This is a genomic window from Roseomonas sp. KE2513, assembly GCF_016107305.1.
In the GTDB taxonomy this organism is placed as follows: domain Bacteria; phylum Pseudomonadota; class Alphaproteobacteria; order Acetobacterales; family Acetobacteraceae; genus Roseomonas.
In genome coordinates this window covers 33,920-47,921 of record NZ_RCVR01000037.1, presented here as the reverse complement: position 1 = coordinate 47,921, position 14,002 = coordinate 33,920, and the positions used below count along the sequence as shown (strand labels likewise).

The 14,002-nt window shown below is 70.7% G+C and carries 16 protein-coding genes; 6 read left to right on the top strand and 10 right to left on the bottom strand.

Annotated elements, in window-relative coordinates; all coding sequences use genetic code 11:
- The first annotated feature begins 102 nt into the window (after positions 1–102).
- On the top strand, positions 103–1,005 hold the full coding sequence (locus D9599_RS24575) for a LysR substrate-binding domain-containing protein (protein WP_198383937.1): 903 nt from the start codon (positions 103–105) through the stop codon (positions 1,003–1,005).
- Between the two features lie 204 nt (positions 1,006–1,209).
- Here the strand turns inward: D9599_RS24575 and D9599_RS24570 are convergent, their stop codons facing one another.
- The 5 genes from D9599_RS24570 to D9599_RS24550 form a co-directional block, all read right to left on the bottom strand.
- Positions 1,210–2,100 carry a 3-hydroxybutyryl-CoA dehydrogenase gene (locus tag D9599_RS24570; protein WP_309228707.1) on the bottom strand — a complete coding sequence of 297 codons (891 nt, stop codon included), beginning with the start codon at positions 2,098–2,100 and terminating at the stop codon, positions 1,210–1,212.
- Complete coding sequence (locus D9599_RS24565; protein WP_198383936.1) at positions 2,097–3,014, bottom strand: electron transfer flavoprotein subunit alpha/FixB family protein; 918 nt, start codon at positions 3,012–3,014, stop codon at positions 2,097–2,099. The genes D9599_RS24570 and D9599_RS24565 overlap by 4 nt, the downstream gene beginning before the upstream one ends.
- Positions 3,011–3,763, bottom strand: a complete 753-nt coding sequence (locus tag D9599_RS24560) for an electron transfer flavoprotein subunit beta/FixA family protein (RefSeq protein ID WP_198383935.1) — start codon at positions 3,761–3,763, stop codon at positions 3,011–3,013. Before D9599_RS24560 ends, D9599_RS24565 begins: the two co-directional genes overlap by 4 nt.
- A 236-nt stretch (positions 3,764–3,999) precedes the next feature.
- A complete protein-coding gene (locus tag D9599_RS24555) occupies positions 4,000–4,194 on the bottom strand; it encodes a twin transmembrane helix small protein (protein WP_043833353.1) in 195 nt (64 codons plus the stop codon).
- A gap of 135 nt (positions 4,195–4,329) precedes the next feature.
- The gene (locus D9599_RS24550; protein ID WP_309228706.1) at positions 4,330–4,860 is read right to left on the bottom strand and encodes a CHAP domain-containing protein; all 531 of its coding nucleotides are present in this window, start codon (positions 4,858–4,860) and stop codon (positions 4,330–4,332) included.
- Between the two features lie 178 nt (positions 4,861–5,038).
- Between D9599_RS24550 and D9599_RS24545 the strand changes: the two genes are divergently transcribed.
- On the top strand, positions 5,039–6,409 hold the full coding sequence (locus D9599_RS24545) for a bifunctional diguanylate cyclase/phosphodiesterase (RefSeq protein WP_198383934.1): 1,371 nt from the start codon (positions 5,039–5,041) through the stop codon (positions 6,407–6,409).
- A complete protein-coding gene (locus D9599_RS24540) occupies positions 6,409–6,894 on the top strand; it encodes a BLUF domain-containing protein (RefSeq protein WP_232480865.1) in 486 nt (161 codons plus the stop codon). The genes D9599_RS24545 and D9599_RS24540 overlap by 1 nt, the downstream gene beginning before the upstream one ends.
- A 320-nt stretch (positions 6,895–7,214) precedes the next feature.
- Here D9599_RS24540 and D9599_RS24535 read toward each other — a convergent pair whose 3' ends face one another.
- The 5 genes from D9599_RS24535 to D9599_RS24515 all read right to left on the bottom strand — a co-directional run bounded on the left by D9599_RS24535 (position 7,215) and on the right by D9599_RS24515 (position 10,976).
- Positions 7,215–7,622: a hypothetical protein gene (locus D9599_RS24535; RefSeq protein ID WP_198383932.1), complete on the bottom strand. Its 408-nt coding sequence runs from the start codon at positions 7,620–7,622 to the stop codon at positions 7,215–7,217.
- A gap of 54 nt (positions 7,623–7,676) precedes the next feature.
- Positions 7,677–7,982 carry a hypothetical protein gene (locus D9599_RS24530; RefSeq protein ID WP_309228705.1) on the bottom strand — a complete coding sequence of 102 codons (306 nt, stop codon included), beginning with the start codon at positions 7,980–7,982 and terminating at the stop codon, positions 7,677–7,679.
- A gap of 23 nt (positions 7,983–8,005) precedes the next feature.
- Positions 8,006–8,608 carry a methionine biosynthesis protein MetW gene (gene metW, locus D9599_RS24525; RefSeq protein WP_198383940.1) on the bottom strand — a complete coding sequence of 201 codons (603 nt, stop codon included), beginning with the start codon at positions 8,606–8,608 and terminating at the stop codon, positions 8,006–8,008.
- A gap of 50 nt (positions 8,609–8,658) precedes the next feature.
- The gene (locus tag D9599_RS24520) at positions 8,659–9,813 is read right to left on the bottom strand and encodes a homoserine O-acetyltransferase (RefSeq protein ID WP_198383930.1); all 1,155 of its coding nucleotides are present in this window, start codon (positions 9,811–9,813) and stop codon (positions 8,659–8,661) included.
- Positions 9,814–9,920: 107 nt separating this feature from the next.
- Positions 9,921–10,976 carry a LacI family DNA-binding transcriptional regulator gene (locus tag D9599_RS24515; protein ID WP_198383929.1) on the bottom strand — a complete coding sequence of 352 codons (1,056 nt, stop codon included), beginning with the start codon at positions 10,974–10,976 and terminating at the stop codon, positions 9,921–9,923.
- Positions 10,977–11,314: 338 nt separating this feature from the next.
- On the opposite strand from D9599_RS24515, the gene D9599_RS24510 reads away from it, so the two are divergent.
- Genes D9599_RS24510 through D9599_RS24500 form a run of 3 tightly spaced genes read left to right on the top strand, consistent with a single transcriptional unit; the run spans position 11,315 to position 13,999 of the window.
- On the top strand, positions 11,315–12,598 hold the full coding sequence (locus D9599_RS24510; RefSeq protein WP_198383928.1) for an aconitase/3-isopropylmalate dehydratase large subunit family protein: 1,284 nt from the start codon (positions 11,315–11,317) through the stop codon (positions 12,596–12,598).
- Positions 12,595–13,089 (top strand): 3-isopropylmalate dehydratase small subunit, encoded by a 495-nt coding sequence (locus tag D9599_RS24505; RefSeq protein WP_198383927.1) that lies wholly within the window; start codon positions 12,595–12,597, stop codon positions 13,087–13,089. The genes D9599_RS24510 and D9599_RS24505 overlap by 4 nt, the downstream gene beginning before the upstream one ends.
- 28 nt (positions 13,090–13,117) lie before the next feature.
- The gene (locus D9599_RS24500; RefSeq protein WP_198383926.1) at positions 13,118–13,999 is read left to right on the top strand and encodes an oxaloacetate decarboxylase; all 882 of its coding nucleotides are present in this window, start codon (positions 13,118–13,120) and stop codon (positions 13,997–13,999) included.
- Positions 14,000–14,002: the final 3 nt, after the last annotated feature.

Genomic DNA, 14,002 nt, shown 5'->3' with positions numbered 1-14,002 from the left:
GTCGCGGCGGGATCCGCCATCCGCCGCAGGATCACACCGCCGCGCCACGCCCATCAATGCGCCGAACTGGCAGAATTCATAGGTTGAGCCTATTGGTTGGTCATGCCGTCGCGCCGCCTCGGATACTTCGTTGCCGTCGCCGAGGAGCTGCATGTCGGCCGCGCGGCGGAGGTGCTGGGGATGAGCCAGCCCGCCCTGACGCAGCAGCTCCGCGTGCTCGAGGCCGAGATCGGCGTACCGCTGGTGCGCCGGGCCGGGAGGGGCATCGCCCTCACCGAGGCGGGCAGCGCCCTTCTGCCCGAGGCGCGGACGGCGCTGGAGCAGGAGGCGCACGCCATCGCCGTCGCGCGCCGCGTGGGCCGGGGCGAGGCGAGCTCGCTCAACATCGGCTATGTCAGCACCGCCATGCTGGAGCCGGCGCTGCCTGAGCTGCTGTTCCGCTTCCGGGCGGAGGTGCCGAATGTCGAGCTGCACCTGGAGGAGGCGGTAGTGGCCGACCAGCTCCTCGGTCTGCAGAAGCAGCGGCTGGACCTGGCGATCGTCCGTGAGCCGGCCGGGCCGCTGCCGCGGGGCATCGGGTCGCGGCCCTTCAAGGGCGGGCGGCTGCTCGCGGCCGTGCCCTCGGCGGTCGCCGCCCGCTTCGGTACCTCGATCAGCCCTGCCGATCTAGCGGAGTTCGCCTTCATCGTGCTGCGCGATCCCGACGGGCTGGGCCTCGGGCACAGCGTCTGGAGTCTTTGCCGGCGGGCAGGCTTCACGCCGCGGATCAGCGCGCGGGTGGCGGACGTGATCGGCGCCATGGGCTTGGTGGCGGCCGGCTTCGGCGTCAGCCTCGTTCCGGCCTCCCTCCGGCGCGTGAACATCCATGGGGTGGAATTGCTGGACGTGACGGGGCCGGGGGCCGAGACGGGCCTGGCCATCCTCTACAGCGCCGCCGGCACCTCGGCCGCGCTCAGGCGCTTCCTGCAGCTTGCCTCCGCCCTGCGGAAGGAGGAGGTCGGATGAGGCCGTGGTCGCGTTTGCCCCCTCGCTCCGCTGGCCCTAAAGCCTTCCCGCGGCCCCCTGCCGCAGGGAGGACGCCGTGCTGCTCGACCCCGCGCTGGCCTGGATCGCCGAGAACCGAACCGGCGTCATCATCATGGTCGCCGTGATGATGCTGACGATCTGGATCCGCCGCCGGTAGCGATGGCCCGCTCTCAGCGGGTCGTATCAGCGCGTGGGGCGGGGCTTCTCGCCGGAGTAGTCGTAGAAGCCGCGGCCCGTCTTCCGGCCGAGCCAGCCGGCCTCGACATGCTTCACCAGCAACGGACAGGGGCGATACTTGCTGTCGCCCATCCCCTCGTGCAGCACCTGCATGATGGAGAGGCAGGTATCGAGGCCGATGAAATCGGCCAGTTCCAGTGGACCCATCGGCTGGTTGGTGCCGAGCTTCATGCCGGTGTCGATCGAGGCCACGTCGCCCACGCCCTCGTGCAGCGTGTAGACGGCCTCGTTGATCATCGGCATCAGGATGCGGTTGACGATGAAACCGGGAAAGTCCTCGCTCGTCGCGGTGGTCTTGCCCATCCTGAGCGCCAGTGCATCGACGGCCTGGTAGGTCGCATCGTCGGTCGCGATGCCGCGGATGATTTCCACCAGCTTCATGACCGGCACCGGGTTCATGAAGTGCATGCCGATGAAGCGCGCCGGCCGGTCCGTCACCGCCGCCAGCCGCGTGATCGGAATTGAGGAGGTGTTGGTGGCGAGGATCGCCTCCACCTTCAGGTGCGGGCAGAGGGACCTGAAGATCGACTTCTTGACCTCCTCCCGCTCCGTCGCCGCCTCGATGACGATGTCGCAGGTGCCGAGCATCGCCATGTCGGTGCCGGTGGAGATGCGGGCGAGCGCCGCGTCGCGCGCCGAAGCCTCCAGCGTTCCCTTGGAGACCTGGCGCTCCATGTTCTTCGCGATGGTGGCGCGGGCCTTGTCCAGCGCCTCCGGGTTCACGTCGATCATGATGGCGGTGAGGCCCGCCTGGGCCGCGACATGCGCGATGCCGTTGCCCATCTGACCGGCGCCGATGACGCCGACGGATCCGATTGTCGGCGTCGTGTCGCTCACTTCGACAGCTCCGCCTCGATCTCCGGGATGATCTTGAAGATGTCGCCGACGAGGCCGTAGTCGGCCACCTGGAAGATCGGCGCCTCCTCGTCCTTGTTGACGGCAACGATCACCTTGCTGTCCTTCATGCCCGCGAGGTGCTGGATCGCGCCCGAGATGCCGAAGGCGATGTAGAGCTCGGGCGCCACGATCTTGCCGGTCTGGCCAACCTGCTGGTCGTTCGGCGCGTAGCCGGCATCGACCGCGGCGCGCGAGGCGCCGACGGCGGCGCCGAGCTTGTCGGCGATGCCGTCGAGGATCTTGAAGTTCTCGGCCGAGCCGATCGCGCGGCCACCGGAGACGACGATGCGGGCCGCCGTCAGCTCGGGCCGCTCACTCTTCACCAGCTCGGCGTTCACGAAGGTGGAGACGCCGGGATCGGCCGCCGCCTGGGCGGGCTCGACGGCCGCGCTGCCGCCCTCGGGGGCCGCGGGGTCGAAGGAGGCGGCGCGCACCGTCAGCACCTTCTTCGCATCGGACGACTGGACCGTCGCCAGCGCGTTGCCGGCATAGATCGGCCGCACGAAGGTATCGGCGTCCACGATGCCCGAGATGTCGCTGATCGGCTGCACGTCGAGCAGGGCGGCGACGCGCGGCATGACGTTCTTGCCGAGCGCCGAGCCCGGGGCGAGAAGGTGGGTGTAGCCCTCCGCGAGGCTCGCGATCAGGGCGGCGGCGGGCTCGGCCAGCATGTGCTCGGCAGGCGCGTGCAGGACCTTCGCCACGCCCTCGATCTTCGCGCCGGCCCCGGCGACGGCCTCGGGGCCGATCACCAGCAGATGGACATCGCCCAGCTTGCCGGCGGCGGCGACCGCCGAGCGGGTCGGTTGGTTGATCGCCGCGTTGTCGTGGTCGGCGAGGACGAGGACCGTCATGGGATCACCTTCGCTTCGTTGCGCAGCTTCGAGACGAGCTCGGCGGCGGAGGCCACCTTCACGCCGGCCTGGCGCTTCGGCGGCTCCTCGACCTTGATGACCTTCAGGCGCGGCGTCGTGTCCACGCCGAGATCGGCGGGCTTGACCGTCTCGATCGGCTTCTTGCGGGCCTTCATGATGTTCGGAAGGCTGGCATAGCGCGGCTCGTTCAGGCGGAGGTCGGTGGTGACGATGGCGGGAAGCGTGAGCTTCACCGTCTCGACGCCACCGTCCACCTCGCGGGTCACGCTCGCGCTGCCGTCGGCGATCTCGACCTTGTTCGCGAAGGTGCCCTGGCCCCAGCCGAGGAGGGCGGCCAGCATCTGGCCGGTCGCATTCATGTCGTCGTCGATGGCCTGCTTGCCGAGGATGACCATCTGCGGGCCCTCCTTGTCGACGATCGCCTTCAGGATCTTGGCGACCGCGATCGGCTCGACCGTGCCCTCGGCCTCGACCAGGATGCCGCGGTCGGCGCCCATGGCGAGTGCCGTGCGGATCTGCTCCTGCGCCTGGGTCGGGCCGACGGAGACGGCGACGATCTCGGTCGCCACCCCCTTCTCCTTCAGCCGCACGGCCTCCTCGACGGCGATCTCGTCGAAGGGGTTCATCGACATTTTCACGTTGGCGGTCTCAACGCCCGTGCCGTCCGGGCGAACCCGGACCTTCACGTTGTAGTCCACCACCCGCTTGACGGGGACGAGGAGCTTCATGCCCGGATTCTCATGATTGTTGGCGATCCTCTGCTGGGCAGCGGCCAGGGTCGGGGCCGGTGCGCTTGCGGGACCGTGGCGGGCCCCGGACAGGTGGGCAGGGCAAGGCGCGGCCAGGGCCGCGCGTGCCAGGAGTCAGCCGGGTCTATACGGCCCGCCTCCGGCGGCGACAAGCCACGCGCCCGGCGGTGGCTGGCTGCTCGCCACGCGGCAGCTGACGGTTCGCCCGGCGTCCCTCAGCCCCGCATGAGGTAGAGGAGCAGGGCGAAAAGGGCGAGGGTGACGCCCTGCAGGGTGACGCGCCAGCGCATCAAGGCGTTGGATTTGTGGGAGTCGCTGCTTCCTCGGGCCATGCCGACCATGCCGTAGAAGAGGGTGCCCAGGGTGGCGAGCATCCCGAGGGCGACGAGGATGGTGAGGAATGTGATCATGACCGCTGGGATGTGGGCATGACCGCCCACCCGGCAACGCCGCGCGCCCCGCAAAGAGGGAATGCCGGGGTTCGATTCACTGCTTTTCCTCGCCCCTTCACAAGACTTGGCCGGTCTTTCGCCGGCCTGGTAGCCTCAGTCGAGCGAGGCCGAGTGCCAGATCGACGGGCGCGCCGGCAGGATGAAGCCGTAGGCCGGGAAGACGGTGTTCCCGATGACTGCCGCCGGCGGGTACCACACCCGCACCTCCGACCAGTCGTTGCGGGCGGAGACGTCGATCACCGGCTGGTCCCGTGCCACCCGCCCGCGCAGCCCGCCCGAGGCCCAGTTAGCGTGGTCCACCCGGATCTCCCGCGGCCCGACCACGCGGGCGACGACCGCGACATGGCCGTCCCGCAGGCGGGAGGTGCGCTGGAAGACGAGGACGGCGCCCTCGCGCGGCTGCTGCCCGCGCTGGTAGCGGCCCAGCGCCGCCTCCCACCACTGCCAGCCGTCGCCGCGCAGCTCGAGCCCCGAGCGGGCCCGGGCGTAGGGCACACAGGACTGATAGCTGTCGGAAGCCTCGTAGCCATAGCCCGCGGACGGACCGCCCCGCGTTGACCCGCAGGCCGAGAGCACCCCGCCGGCCAGCGCCAGCAGCACGAGACGCAGGAAAATTCCCGCCACGATCAACCAATCCCCCAGGCGGACCTCCCCCGAGGTCCGGGAGCAGCCTAGCGCCAGCGGCCCGCCCTGTCAGCGCCTCGTAACGATCGCTCCGAGGAGGGCACTGTTTACCCCGCATCAACCGATTGCACCTAAAGCTGTGCCGGTGGTTGCCGCGACAGGGGAGTCGGTTGCGTCCATGGATGGAACAATCGGTCCGCCGCCGGGTGGGGAGCGGGAAGGTCACTGCCCGGCCTGCGCGCGGCCGCTTTGGCAGGGTGATCATCTGACGGGCTTGGCCGACCGGCTGGAGTTCCGGGCCCGGCTGGAGGAGGCCCTGGCCCCCGACCAGCCCGGCGGCTGGAACACCCGGGAGAAGTGGCGCGAGATCGTGGTGCTGCTGGTCGATCTCGACCGCTTCAAATCCGTGAATGACAGCCTCGGCCACGCCGCGGGGGACGCGCTGCTCCGCCATGTCGGCCAGCGGCTGCGCGGCCTGCTGCGGCAGCAGGACATCGCCGCCCGCATGGGCGGGGACGAGTTCGCGATCCTTCTCGGAAGTCCGGCCAGCCAGGAGGGGGTGGGCAGCATCGCCGGCCGGCTCGTGGACCTGCTCGGCCGCTCCTATTTGGTGGAGGGGCGGATCGCCAATGTGGGGGCCAGTGTCGGCATCGCCGTCGTGCCGCCGGGCCTCGACGCCGATACCGTGCTCCGCCGCGCCGATCTCGCCCTGTACAAGAGCAAGGAGGGCGGTCGGCACTGCTTCCACTTCTTCGAGCCATCCCTGCAGGAGGCGGCGGAGGAGCGGCAGCGGCTCGAGTTCGACCTTCGTGCCGCCCTGGCGCTCAACCAGTTCGAGCTCTTCTACCAGCCGCAGTTCCATCTTCACTCGCAGCAGCTCTCGGGCTTCGAGGCGCTGATCCGCTGGCGCCACCCGGTGCGCGGCCTCGTCCCGCCCGACCGCTTCATCCCCCTGACCGAGGAGTTGGGCCTGATCACCCCCATCGGCGAATGGGTGATCCACGAGGCCTGCGCCGAGGCGGTGCGCTGGGGCGGTGAGCTGAGCGTGGCCGTGAACGTCGCGCCCGCGCAGTTCGTCGGCGGCTCGCTGCTGCCCGCCGTCACGAAGGCGCTGAAGGCCACCTCGCTGCCCGGCCATCTGCTGGAGCTGGAGATCACGGAGACCGCGCTGCTGCACGACAGCGGCTTCACGCTGCAGCAGCTCTCGGCGCTGAAGGCGCTCGGCGTGCGCATCTCCCTCGACGATTTCGGGACCGGCTATTCCTCACTGACGCAGCTGCGCCGCTTTCCCTTCGACAAGGTGAAGATCGACCGTTCCTTCGCCGATGACAGTGCGGTGGTGCGGGCCGTCGCCGCGCTGGGCACAAGCCTCGGCATCCGCATCACGGCGGAGGGCGTGGAAACCGCCGAGCAGATGATGCGCATCCGCGAGGACGGCTGCACGGAAGCCCAAGGATACCTTCTCAGCAAGCCGGTACCGGCCATCGACGTGCCGAAGCTCATCGCACGCTTCACCGAGGCCAGCCGGACAAACGAAAGTTCGTCGTGATGGACATGGGCAGACCGCATTACGCTGTTCACGCACCGGAAGGGGACGACAGCCCCGGTGCGCCAGGCATCAGCCTGCACCGGCTGATCTATGTCAGCCGAAACCTCCTGGCCGGCTCCCCCAGCGAGGTCGAGGCCGGGGTCCTGAGCATCCTTAAGGCATCCCGGCACAACAATGCGCGCGCGGGCATCACCGGCGCGCTGCTGTTCAGCACCGACCTCTTCGCGCAGGCCCTGGAAGGCCCGCTGCCCGCCGTGCAGCAGGTCTTCGAGCGCATCCAGTGCGACGAGCGCCACCGGAACACCGTCGTGCTCGCCTGCGAACCCGTCGCCATCAGGGAGTTCGGCGCGTGGTCGATGGCCTATGCCGGCCAGGTCGAAAACGGCCGCTACTCGGCCCTGACCATGCCGGGAACGGCCAGTATGGAAGCCCGGCGCGTGCTGGAACTGCTGCGACGGGTGCTGAAGCCGGTGCATGCCGGCTGAGAGGTTCCTTCGGGCGCTCGCGGGGCTGCGCGGGTGATTCGGGGAAAGGAAGAAAGAATTCTTCCTCTCCCCGGACCCCTCTCCATCATCTTCTTCCATCTGTTTGGAAGCACCCTGCGGCCGCTGCGCCCGGGCCATGGACCCGAGGCGACTGCACGCGCAGGAAAGACACCCAAACAGGCACCAGCCCCTGATCACCGCGTCGCGCCAGCCAGATGGGGATCCAAGGGCCTCAGGCCCTCGGCGGATCCGAGACACTGCCTCGGATGTCCGGAAGCGCTCTGCCCTCTCCAGGGCCGGGCTCCGAACAGGGGAATGGATCAGGCTGCCAGAGGCGTTGACGAGAGGGCATCATCGCGCGAGGGCACCTCGGCCACGGGGGCGTCGATGCCAGCGGTCCAAGCCGGGCCGGGGCGAGGGCGGGGCGCGAAGTGGGCGCGCAGGGCCCGGCTCGCGCCGATCCGCGCCACGTCGAACATCCGCCAGCCCTCGCCGGGGTCATTGGGGCCGCGGGCCAGGCCGGCGGTCTGCCAGGTCAGCAGGCCGACCCGGCCCGTACCCATCCGGCCGATGGCGTGCGGGTGTACCACCCGCCAGGCACCGCCGTAGAAGAGCTCAAGCGCGCGCCTCTCCCGCACTGCCTGGGCGAGGCGGGCGATCCGGCGGCGAAGCGGTCGGGAAAGGGGCGGGGACGCATCGGCGCGGGGCCCCGCTGGGGTCTTGCGCATGGCCCCGATATGGGGATCAGCCCTCTGATTTTTAAGGCTTATGCCTGATTTCGGTCAGACATCCAATCCTCTGTGCCAAGCGGCATAGGGGCTGTTCGCCACCATCTTCCGGTTCAGGTCGGCGGCGCCGTCCGTCCACCAGACCGGGCCTCGCTCGCCCAGGGCGCGCTTGGCCCTGTCCACGGCACCGCGGGCTTCCGCCAGGGCGGTCGCGTCCTCCGCGCGGAGGGCCGCCCCGACGGCACGGCGGGCGGCCATCAGCGCCTTCGTCAGCACCTCCCGCTCCCCCGGTGGAAGGGCGGGATTGGACATGCGCCACAGCCGGCCGCGGACGACGAAGTAGCGGCCGTCCGGCGTCACCGGGTGCCTCATCGCGGCGCGCGTCAGGCTTTGCGGCTGAGCAGGAAGAGGGCCTGTTCCCCAAAGAGGTTCGCCAGGCGCAGGCCACGTCGCCAGGGAGCGCGCAACCCGCGCTCGTCCACCGCGAGCCAGCCGTCCACCGCGTAGCCGTCCGTCTCGCAGAGGGCCACGAAGTCGAGGATCGTGCAGGGATGGATGTTCGGTGTCTCGTACCAGGGCCGGTTCCAGGTGTCCGTGTCCGGCATCCGCCCGGTGGAGAGCAGGCGCCAGCGCATTTGCCAGTGGCCGAAATTGGGGAAGGAGACGATCGCGTGGCTGCCGATGCGCAGCATCTGCCGCAGCACCTCCCGCGGGCGCTCCACCGCCTGCAGCGTGCGGGAGAGCACGACGTAGTCGAAGGCGCCGTCCGGGTACTGCGCGAGGTCGGCGTCGGCGTCGCCGTGGATGACGGCGAGGCCAGCGGCGACGGCGCGCGTGGCCTCGGCCATGTCGATCTCGATGCCGCGGGCGTCGGCGCCCTTCTCGCGCGTCAGGTACTCGATGAGGGCGCCGTCGCCGCAGCCGATGTCGAGCACCTTCGCGCTGGCCGGAATCATCTCCGCGATCAGCCGCAGGTCGAGCCGCATGTTCTTCGCGACGTAGCGGATCGGCTCCCGCTTGGGGCGGATTCCCATGCTCAGGCTCCCGCCGCGTCGGCGGCGCCGCGCAGGAAGCCGCCGAGCGCCGCGTGGAACTCCGGCTCGTCCAGCAGGAAGGCGTCGTGGCCCTTGTCGGAGGCGATCTCGATGAAGGAGGTGCGGGCGGCGGCGCGGTTCAGCGCGCGGGTGATCGCCCGGCTCTCGGCCGTGGGAAAGAGCCAGTCGGAGGAGAAGGAGGCGAGGAAGAAGCGGGTCGGCGTGCCGCGGAAGGCCTGCGAGAGATCGCCGTCGAAATCGGCGGCAAGGTCGAAATAATCCATCGCGCGGGTGATGGTGAGGTAGGAGTTGGCATCGAAGCGGCGGATGAAGGTGCTGCCTTGGTGGCGCAGGTAGCTCTCCACCGCAAAGACGTCCTCGAGGAAGGTGACGGCCTTGGCGCCCTGGAGGCGGCGGCCGAACTTCCGCGTCAGCGCGCTCTCCGAGAGGTAGGTGATGTGGGCGACCATGCGCGCGACCGAGAGGCCCTGTGCGGGCAGCCGCCCCTTCCGCCAGTAGGCGCCGCCGCACCAGTCGGGATCGGCGTGGATGGCGGCGCGGCCGACCTCGTGGAAGGCGATGTTCTGGGCGGAGTGGTGGGCCGCCGTCGCGATGGGCGCGCAGGCGAAGACCGCTTCCGGGTAGGTCGCCGCCCATTGCAAGGCCTGCATGCCGCCCATGGAGCCGCCGACCACCGCCAGCAGCCGGTCGATGCCGAGATGCTCCACCAGCCGCTTCTGAGCGCGGACCATGTCGCGGATCGTCACGCTCGGGAAATCGGTGCCCCAGGGGCGGCCGAGGGGCTGGCCCTCCGCGTCCGTCATCTCCTCGCGTGGCCCGGAACTGCCCATGCAGCCGCCGAGGACATTGGCGCAGATGACGAAGAAGCGGTCGGTGTCGATGGGCAGGCCGGGGCCGACCACCGCCTCCCACCAGCCGGGGCGGCCGGTGACGGGGTGGCGGCCGGCCAGGTACTGGTCGCCGGTCAGGGCGTGGCAGACGAGCACGGCGTTGCCGCGGGTGGCGTCGAGCGTGCCGTAGGTCTCGTAGGCCACGATCAGCGGCGCGATCGTGGCGCCGCTGTCCAGCAGCAGGCCGTCCGGGAAGACGGCCCGCTGGTGCGCCACGTCCGGAGAGAACGGCACGACCTCATTCATGGCGGGAGGATTAGGAGCCCTGCGGCGGGCGGGCAAGGTCGGGCGAACCTGGAAGGGAGGCCCACGGAATGGTCGGCCATCGACGGGGGCGATCGTGGCGCCCGCAGTCAGGTGCTTTCCGGCAGCGCGGGAAGGCGCGCCGAGCGGCCGGGATGCAGCGCCCCGCGCAGGGTAACGAGTTCGTCCGGCGCGTCGGGCTCCGTGATGCGGGCGAGAAGCAGGTCGAGGCCGCGGCGGACGAGGGCCGGGACGGGGACCACGATGGTGGTCAGCTCGTAGGGAGGGTGCAGGGCGGTCGCCACCCCGTCGAAGCCGACGACGGAGATGCCTCCCATCATGCCCACGGGAATGGCGGCCGAGCGGAGGGCATCGATGAGGCCCATGGCCATGCCGTCGCTCACCGCGAAGACGGCATCGGGGCGCGCCTTGGGCGGCAGGGCGGCGATGCGCAGGCCGGCAGCCCACCCGCCTTCCCGCGTGGAGCCGCCGTCGAAGCGGCAGGCAAGGCCGTGGCCCGCTTCCGCGAGGTGGGTGGCGAAGCCGCGCTCCCGGTCCTGGCTCGTGGAGGTGTCGGCGTGGCCGCCGACGATCGCGAAGCGCCGGTGCCCGGCTGCGAGAAGAAGGCCGGCCAGGCGTGCGCCGCCCTCCGTGTTGTCGCAGCTCACGGCCGTACCGTGGTCCCGCGCCACGCGGTTCACCATGACCAGCGGCACGGCATTCTCCGCGCAGATTGCGGTGACACGGGAAGGCAGCACGGCGGAGGTCACGATGCAGCCGTCCACGCGGTATCCGAGCAGAGCCTGGGCGGTGCGCTCCTCCATGGAGCCCTCCCCGGCGTGGAGGATCAGCAGGCGCAGTCCGCGATCCGCGGCCTGGGCGACCAGTTCCTCCAGCAGGGCAGGGTAGAAGGGGTTCCGCATGGGCCCCAGCACGAGGCCGATAAGCCCGCTCCGGCCGCCGAGCAGGGTGCGGGCCAGGGTGTCCGGCGCGTAGCCGGCCTCCGCCGCCAGGGCGCTGATCCGCCGGCGGGTGGCGGAGGAAATCCGGGTGTCGCCGCGCAGGGCCCGGGAGACGGTGGAGATCGACACGCCCGCGGCCTGGGAGAGGGAGAGCAGCGTGGCCCGGGGGCGGGCCGGCCGGGGGCGTGAGACCGGATGATCCATCCGCTCATCCTAGCAGCTTGCCCAGCGTGGCAAAGCTTTGCATGAGCAAGGCAGGCAGGCGCAAGATCCATTCCTTCCATGCTGCACAAACGCTCTGCGCAAACCTTTGAACAAAACTCTTGAACAAGGGGCGCTGGCCGCGCCATGCTCCGAACGCACCGGCGGCCACGATGCCGGGCAGGCCAAGATCGGGTGGAGGAAGCGGATGCACCGGGTGAGCGGGGCCATCCAGGCGGCAGCTTTTTCGTCGTTCGGTGCGGCATGGCCGGCTGGGGCCGAGGCCGGGCGCACGGGCTGATCCGCCCCCTCCTGTGACCACCCAGAAGAGGATGACCCGCTTGGCCGGACAAACCATCACCGAGAAGATCCTCGCGGCCCATGCCGTGGAGGGCCGCGCGAGCGCGGGGGAGACGGTGACCGTCCGCCCCGACGTCGTGTTGCTCAACGACGTCTCCGGCCCGCTGGCCTTCGAGGGGTTCGAGCGGATGGGCGCCACCCGCCCCTTCGATCCCGCGCGCATCGTGCTGGTGGCCGACCACTTCGCCCCCGCCCCGAACGTCCAGGCCGCGGGCGCCATCCGCATGACCCGCCAGTTCGCCGAGCGGCACGGCATCGCCCATTTCTACGAGCCGGGGAACGGCGGCATCGAGCACACGCTTCTCTCGGAGCTCGGCATGGTCGGGCACGGGGGGATCGTCTTCGGAGCGGACAGCCACACCTGCACGGCGGGCGCCTTCAACGCGCTGGGCATCGGTTTCGGCTCCACCGACCTGGCCGCGGCGCTCGCGATGGGGCGGCTCTGGATGCGGGTGCCGGAATCGATCCGCGTGGAGCTGACCGGGCGCCCCGGCCCCTATGTCGCGGGCAAGGACGTGATCCTGGAGGTGATCCGCCGCATCGGCTCGGACGGGGCGGCCGATGCCTCGCTCGAATTCGGCGGGCCGGGCGTGGCGGCCCTCTCCATGGACGCGCGGATGGCCGTCGCGAACATGGCGGTGGAGGCCGGCGCGGACACCTGCGTCTTCGAGGGCGACGAGCAGTCCGCCGCCCGGCAGGCCCATTTCGGCGCGGCCGCCACGGTGCCGGTGATGGCGGATCCGGAGGCGCGCTACCGCGCGCGAATCGCGATCGACCTCGGCGCGCTCTCGCCCCTCGTCGCGAAGCCGCCCTCTCCGGCCGGGGGCGTGCCGGTGGAGGCGCTGCGGGGGCAGCGGGTGGACCAGGTCTATATCGGCAACTGCGCCAACGGCACGATCACGGACCTGCGCCAGGCCGCCGAGGTCCTGCGCGGCCGGCAGGTGGCACCGGGCGTGCGGCTGGTGGTGGTGCCGGCCACGCAGCGCATCTGGCGGCAGGCTCTGGCCGAGGGGCTGCTGGACATGCTGGCGGCGGCCGGCGCCGCCGTCTCTACCCCCACCTGCGGCGCCTGCTTCGGCGGGCACATGGGCATCCTCGCCGCCGGGGAGACCGCGGTCGCCACCACCAACCGCAACTACCGCGGCCGGATGGGCGACCCAGACTCCCAGGTCTTCCTCGCCAATGCCTGGGTGGCGGCGGCGGCGGCCGTGGCGGGCGAGATCGTGTCGCCGGAGCGGCTCCCCGCCCTGGAGGCTGCCGCATGAGCGCGCCGATGACGGGCCGCGTCCACCGCTTCGGGGACGAGGTGAACACCGATGTCATCCTGCCCGGCCGCTACCTTGCGCTCCGCCGGCCGGAGGACCTTCGTGCGCACTGCATGGAGGGGCTGGACCCCGGCTTCGTCGGCCGTGTCCAACCCGGCGACATCCTCGCCGTCGGGCGCAATTTCGGCTGCGGCTCCTCGCGCGAGCACGCGGTGGTCGCGCTGCGCGCGGCAGGTATCGGCGCCATCGTCGCCGTCAGCGCCGCGCGCATCTTCTACCGCAACGCCGTCAACCTCGGCCTGCCCGTGCTGATCTGCCCCGAGGCCGCCCTGGCGCTGCGCGAGGGCGAGCCCGCGGAAATCGATCTTGCATCCGCCACCGTGCGGCAGGGCGGCGCCGAATGGCGGGCCGAGCCGCTCGGCGAGGAGGTGCGCGCCATCCTCGCGGCCGGCGGGCTGGTGCAGCGCGTGCGCGCCGCCCTGGCCGCCTGACCAACCCCCTTCAACAGGAGACTTCCCCATGGCCGATCCCAAGCTGAAGGCGGCGCTGCGCGCGGGCGAGTTCGTCGTGGCCCCCGGCATCTTCGACATGATCTCCGCCCGCGTCGCGGACCGCATGGGCTTCACGGCCCTCTACGCCACGGGCTACGGCACCGTCGCCTCCCATCTCGGCGTGCCGGACGCGGGCATCGCGACCTACACCGACATGGTCTCGCGCATGGCGCGCTTCGCGCAGGGCAGCACCACGCCGGTCATCGCCGACGCGGACACCGGCTATGGCGGCCTGCTCAACGTGCGCCACACCGTCATGGGCTACGAGGCCGGCGGCGTCACGGCCATCCAGATCGAGGACCAGGAGGTGCCGAAGAAGTGCGGCCACACCCCGGGCCGCCGCGTGATCCCCGCCGAGGAGATGGCGCTGAAGATTGAGGTCGCCGCCGAGGCCCGCAAGAGCGACGACTTCCTCATCATCGCCCGCACCGACGCGCGCACGACGCTCGGCCTCGACGAGGCGATCCGCCGCGGCAAGCTCTACACGAAGGCCGGCGCCGACATCGTCTTCGTCGAGAGCCCGGAGAGCGAGGAGGAGATGCGCCGCATCGGCGGCGAGATCGATGCCTTCCTGCTCGCCAACAACGTCGATGGCGGCGGCCGCACGCCGATCCTGCCGGCGGCGACCCTGAAGGCCATCGGCTACGACGTGGCCATCTATCCCGCGATCGGCTTCCTCAGCGTCGCGAAGGTGCTCGAGAGCGCCTATGCCCATCTGCGCGAGCACGGCGACAGCGCGGGGCTGGAGGTGCTGCCTTTCGCCGAGATGAACGAGCTGATGGGCTTCCCCGAAGTTTGGGAATTCGACGCCAAGTGGGCTCGCCCCGACCGCCAGCAAGCCGCCGAGTAGGAG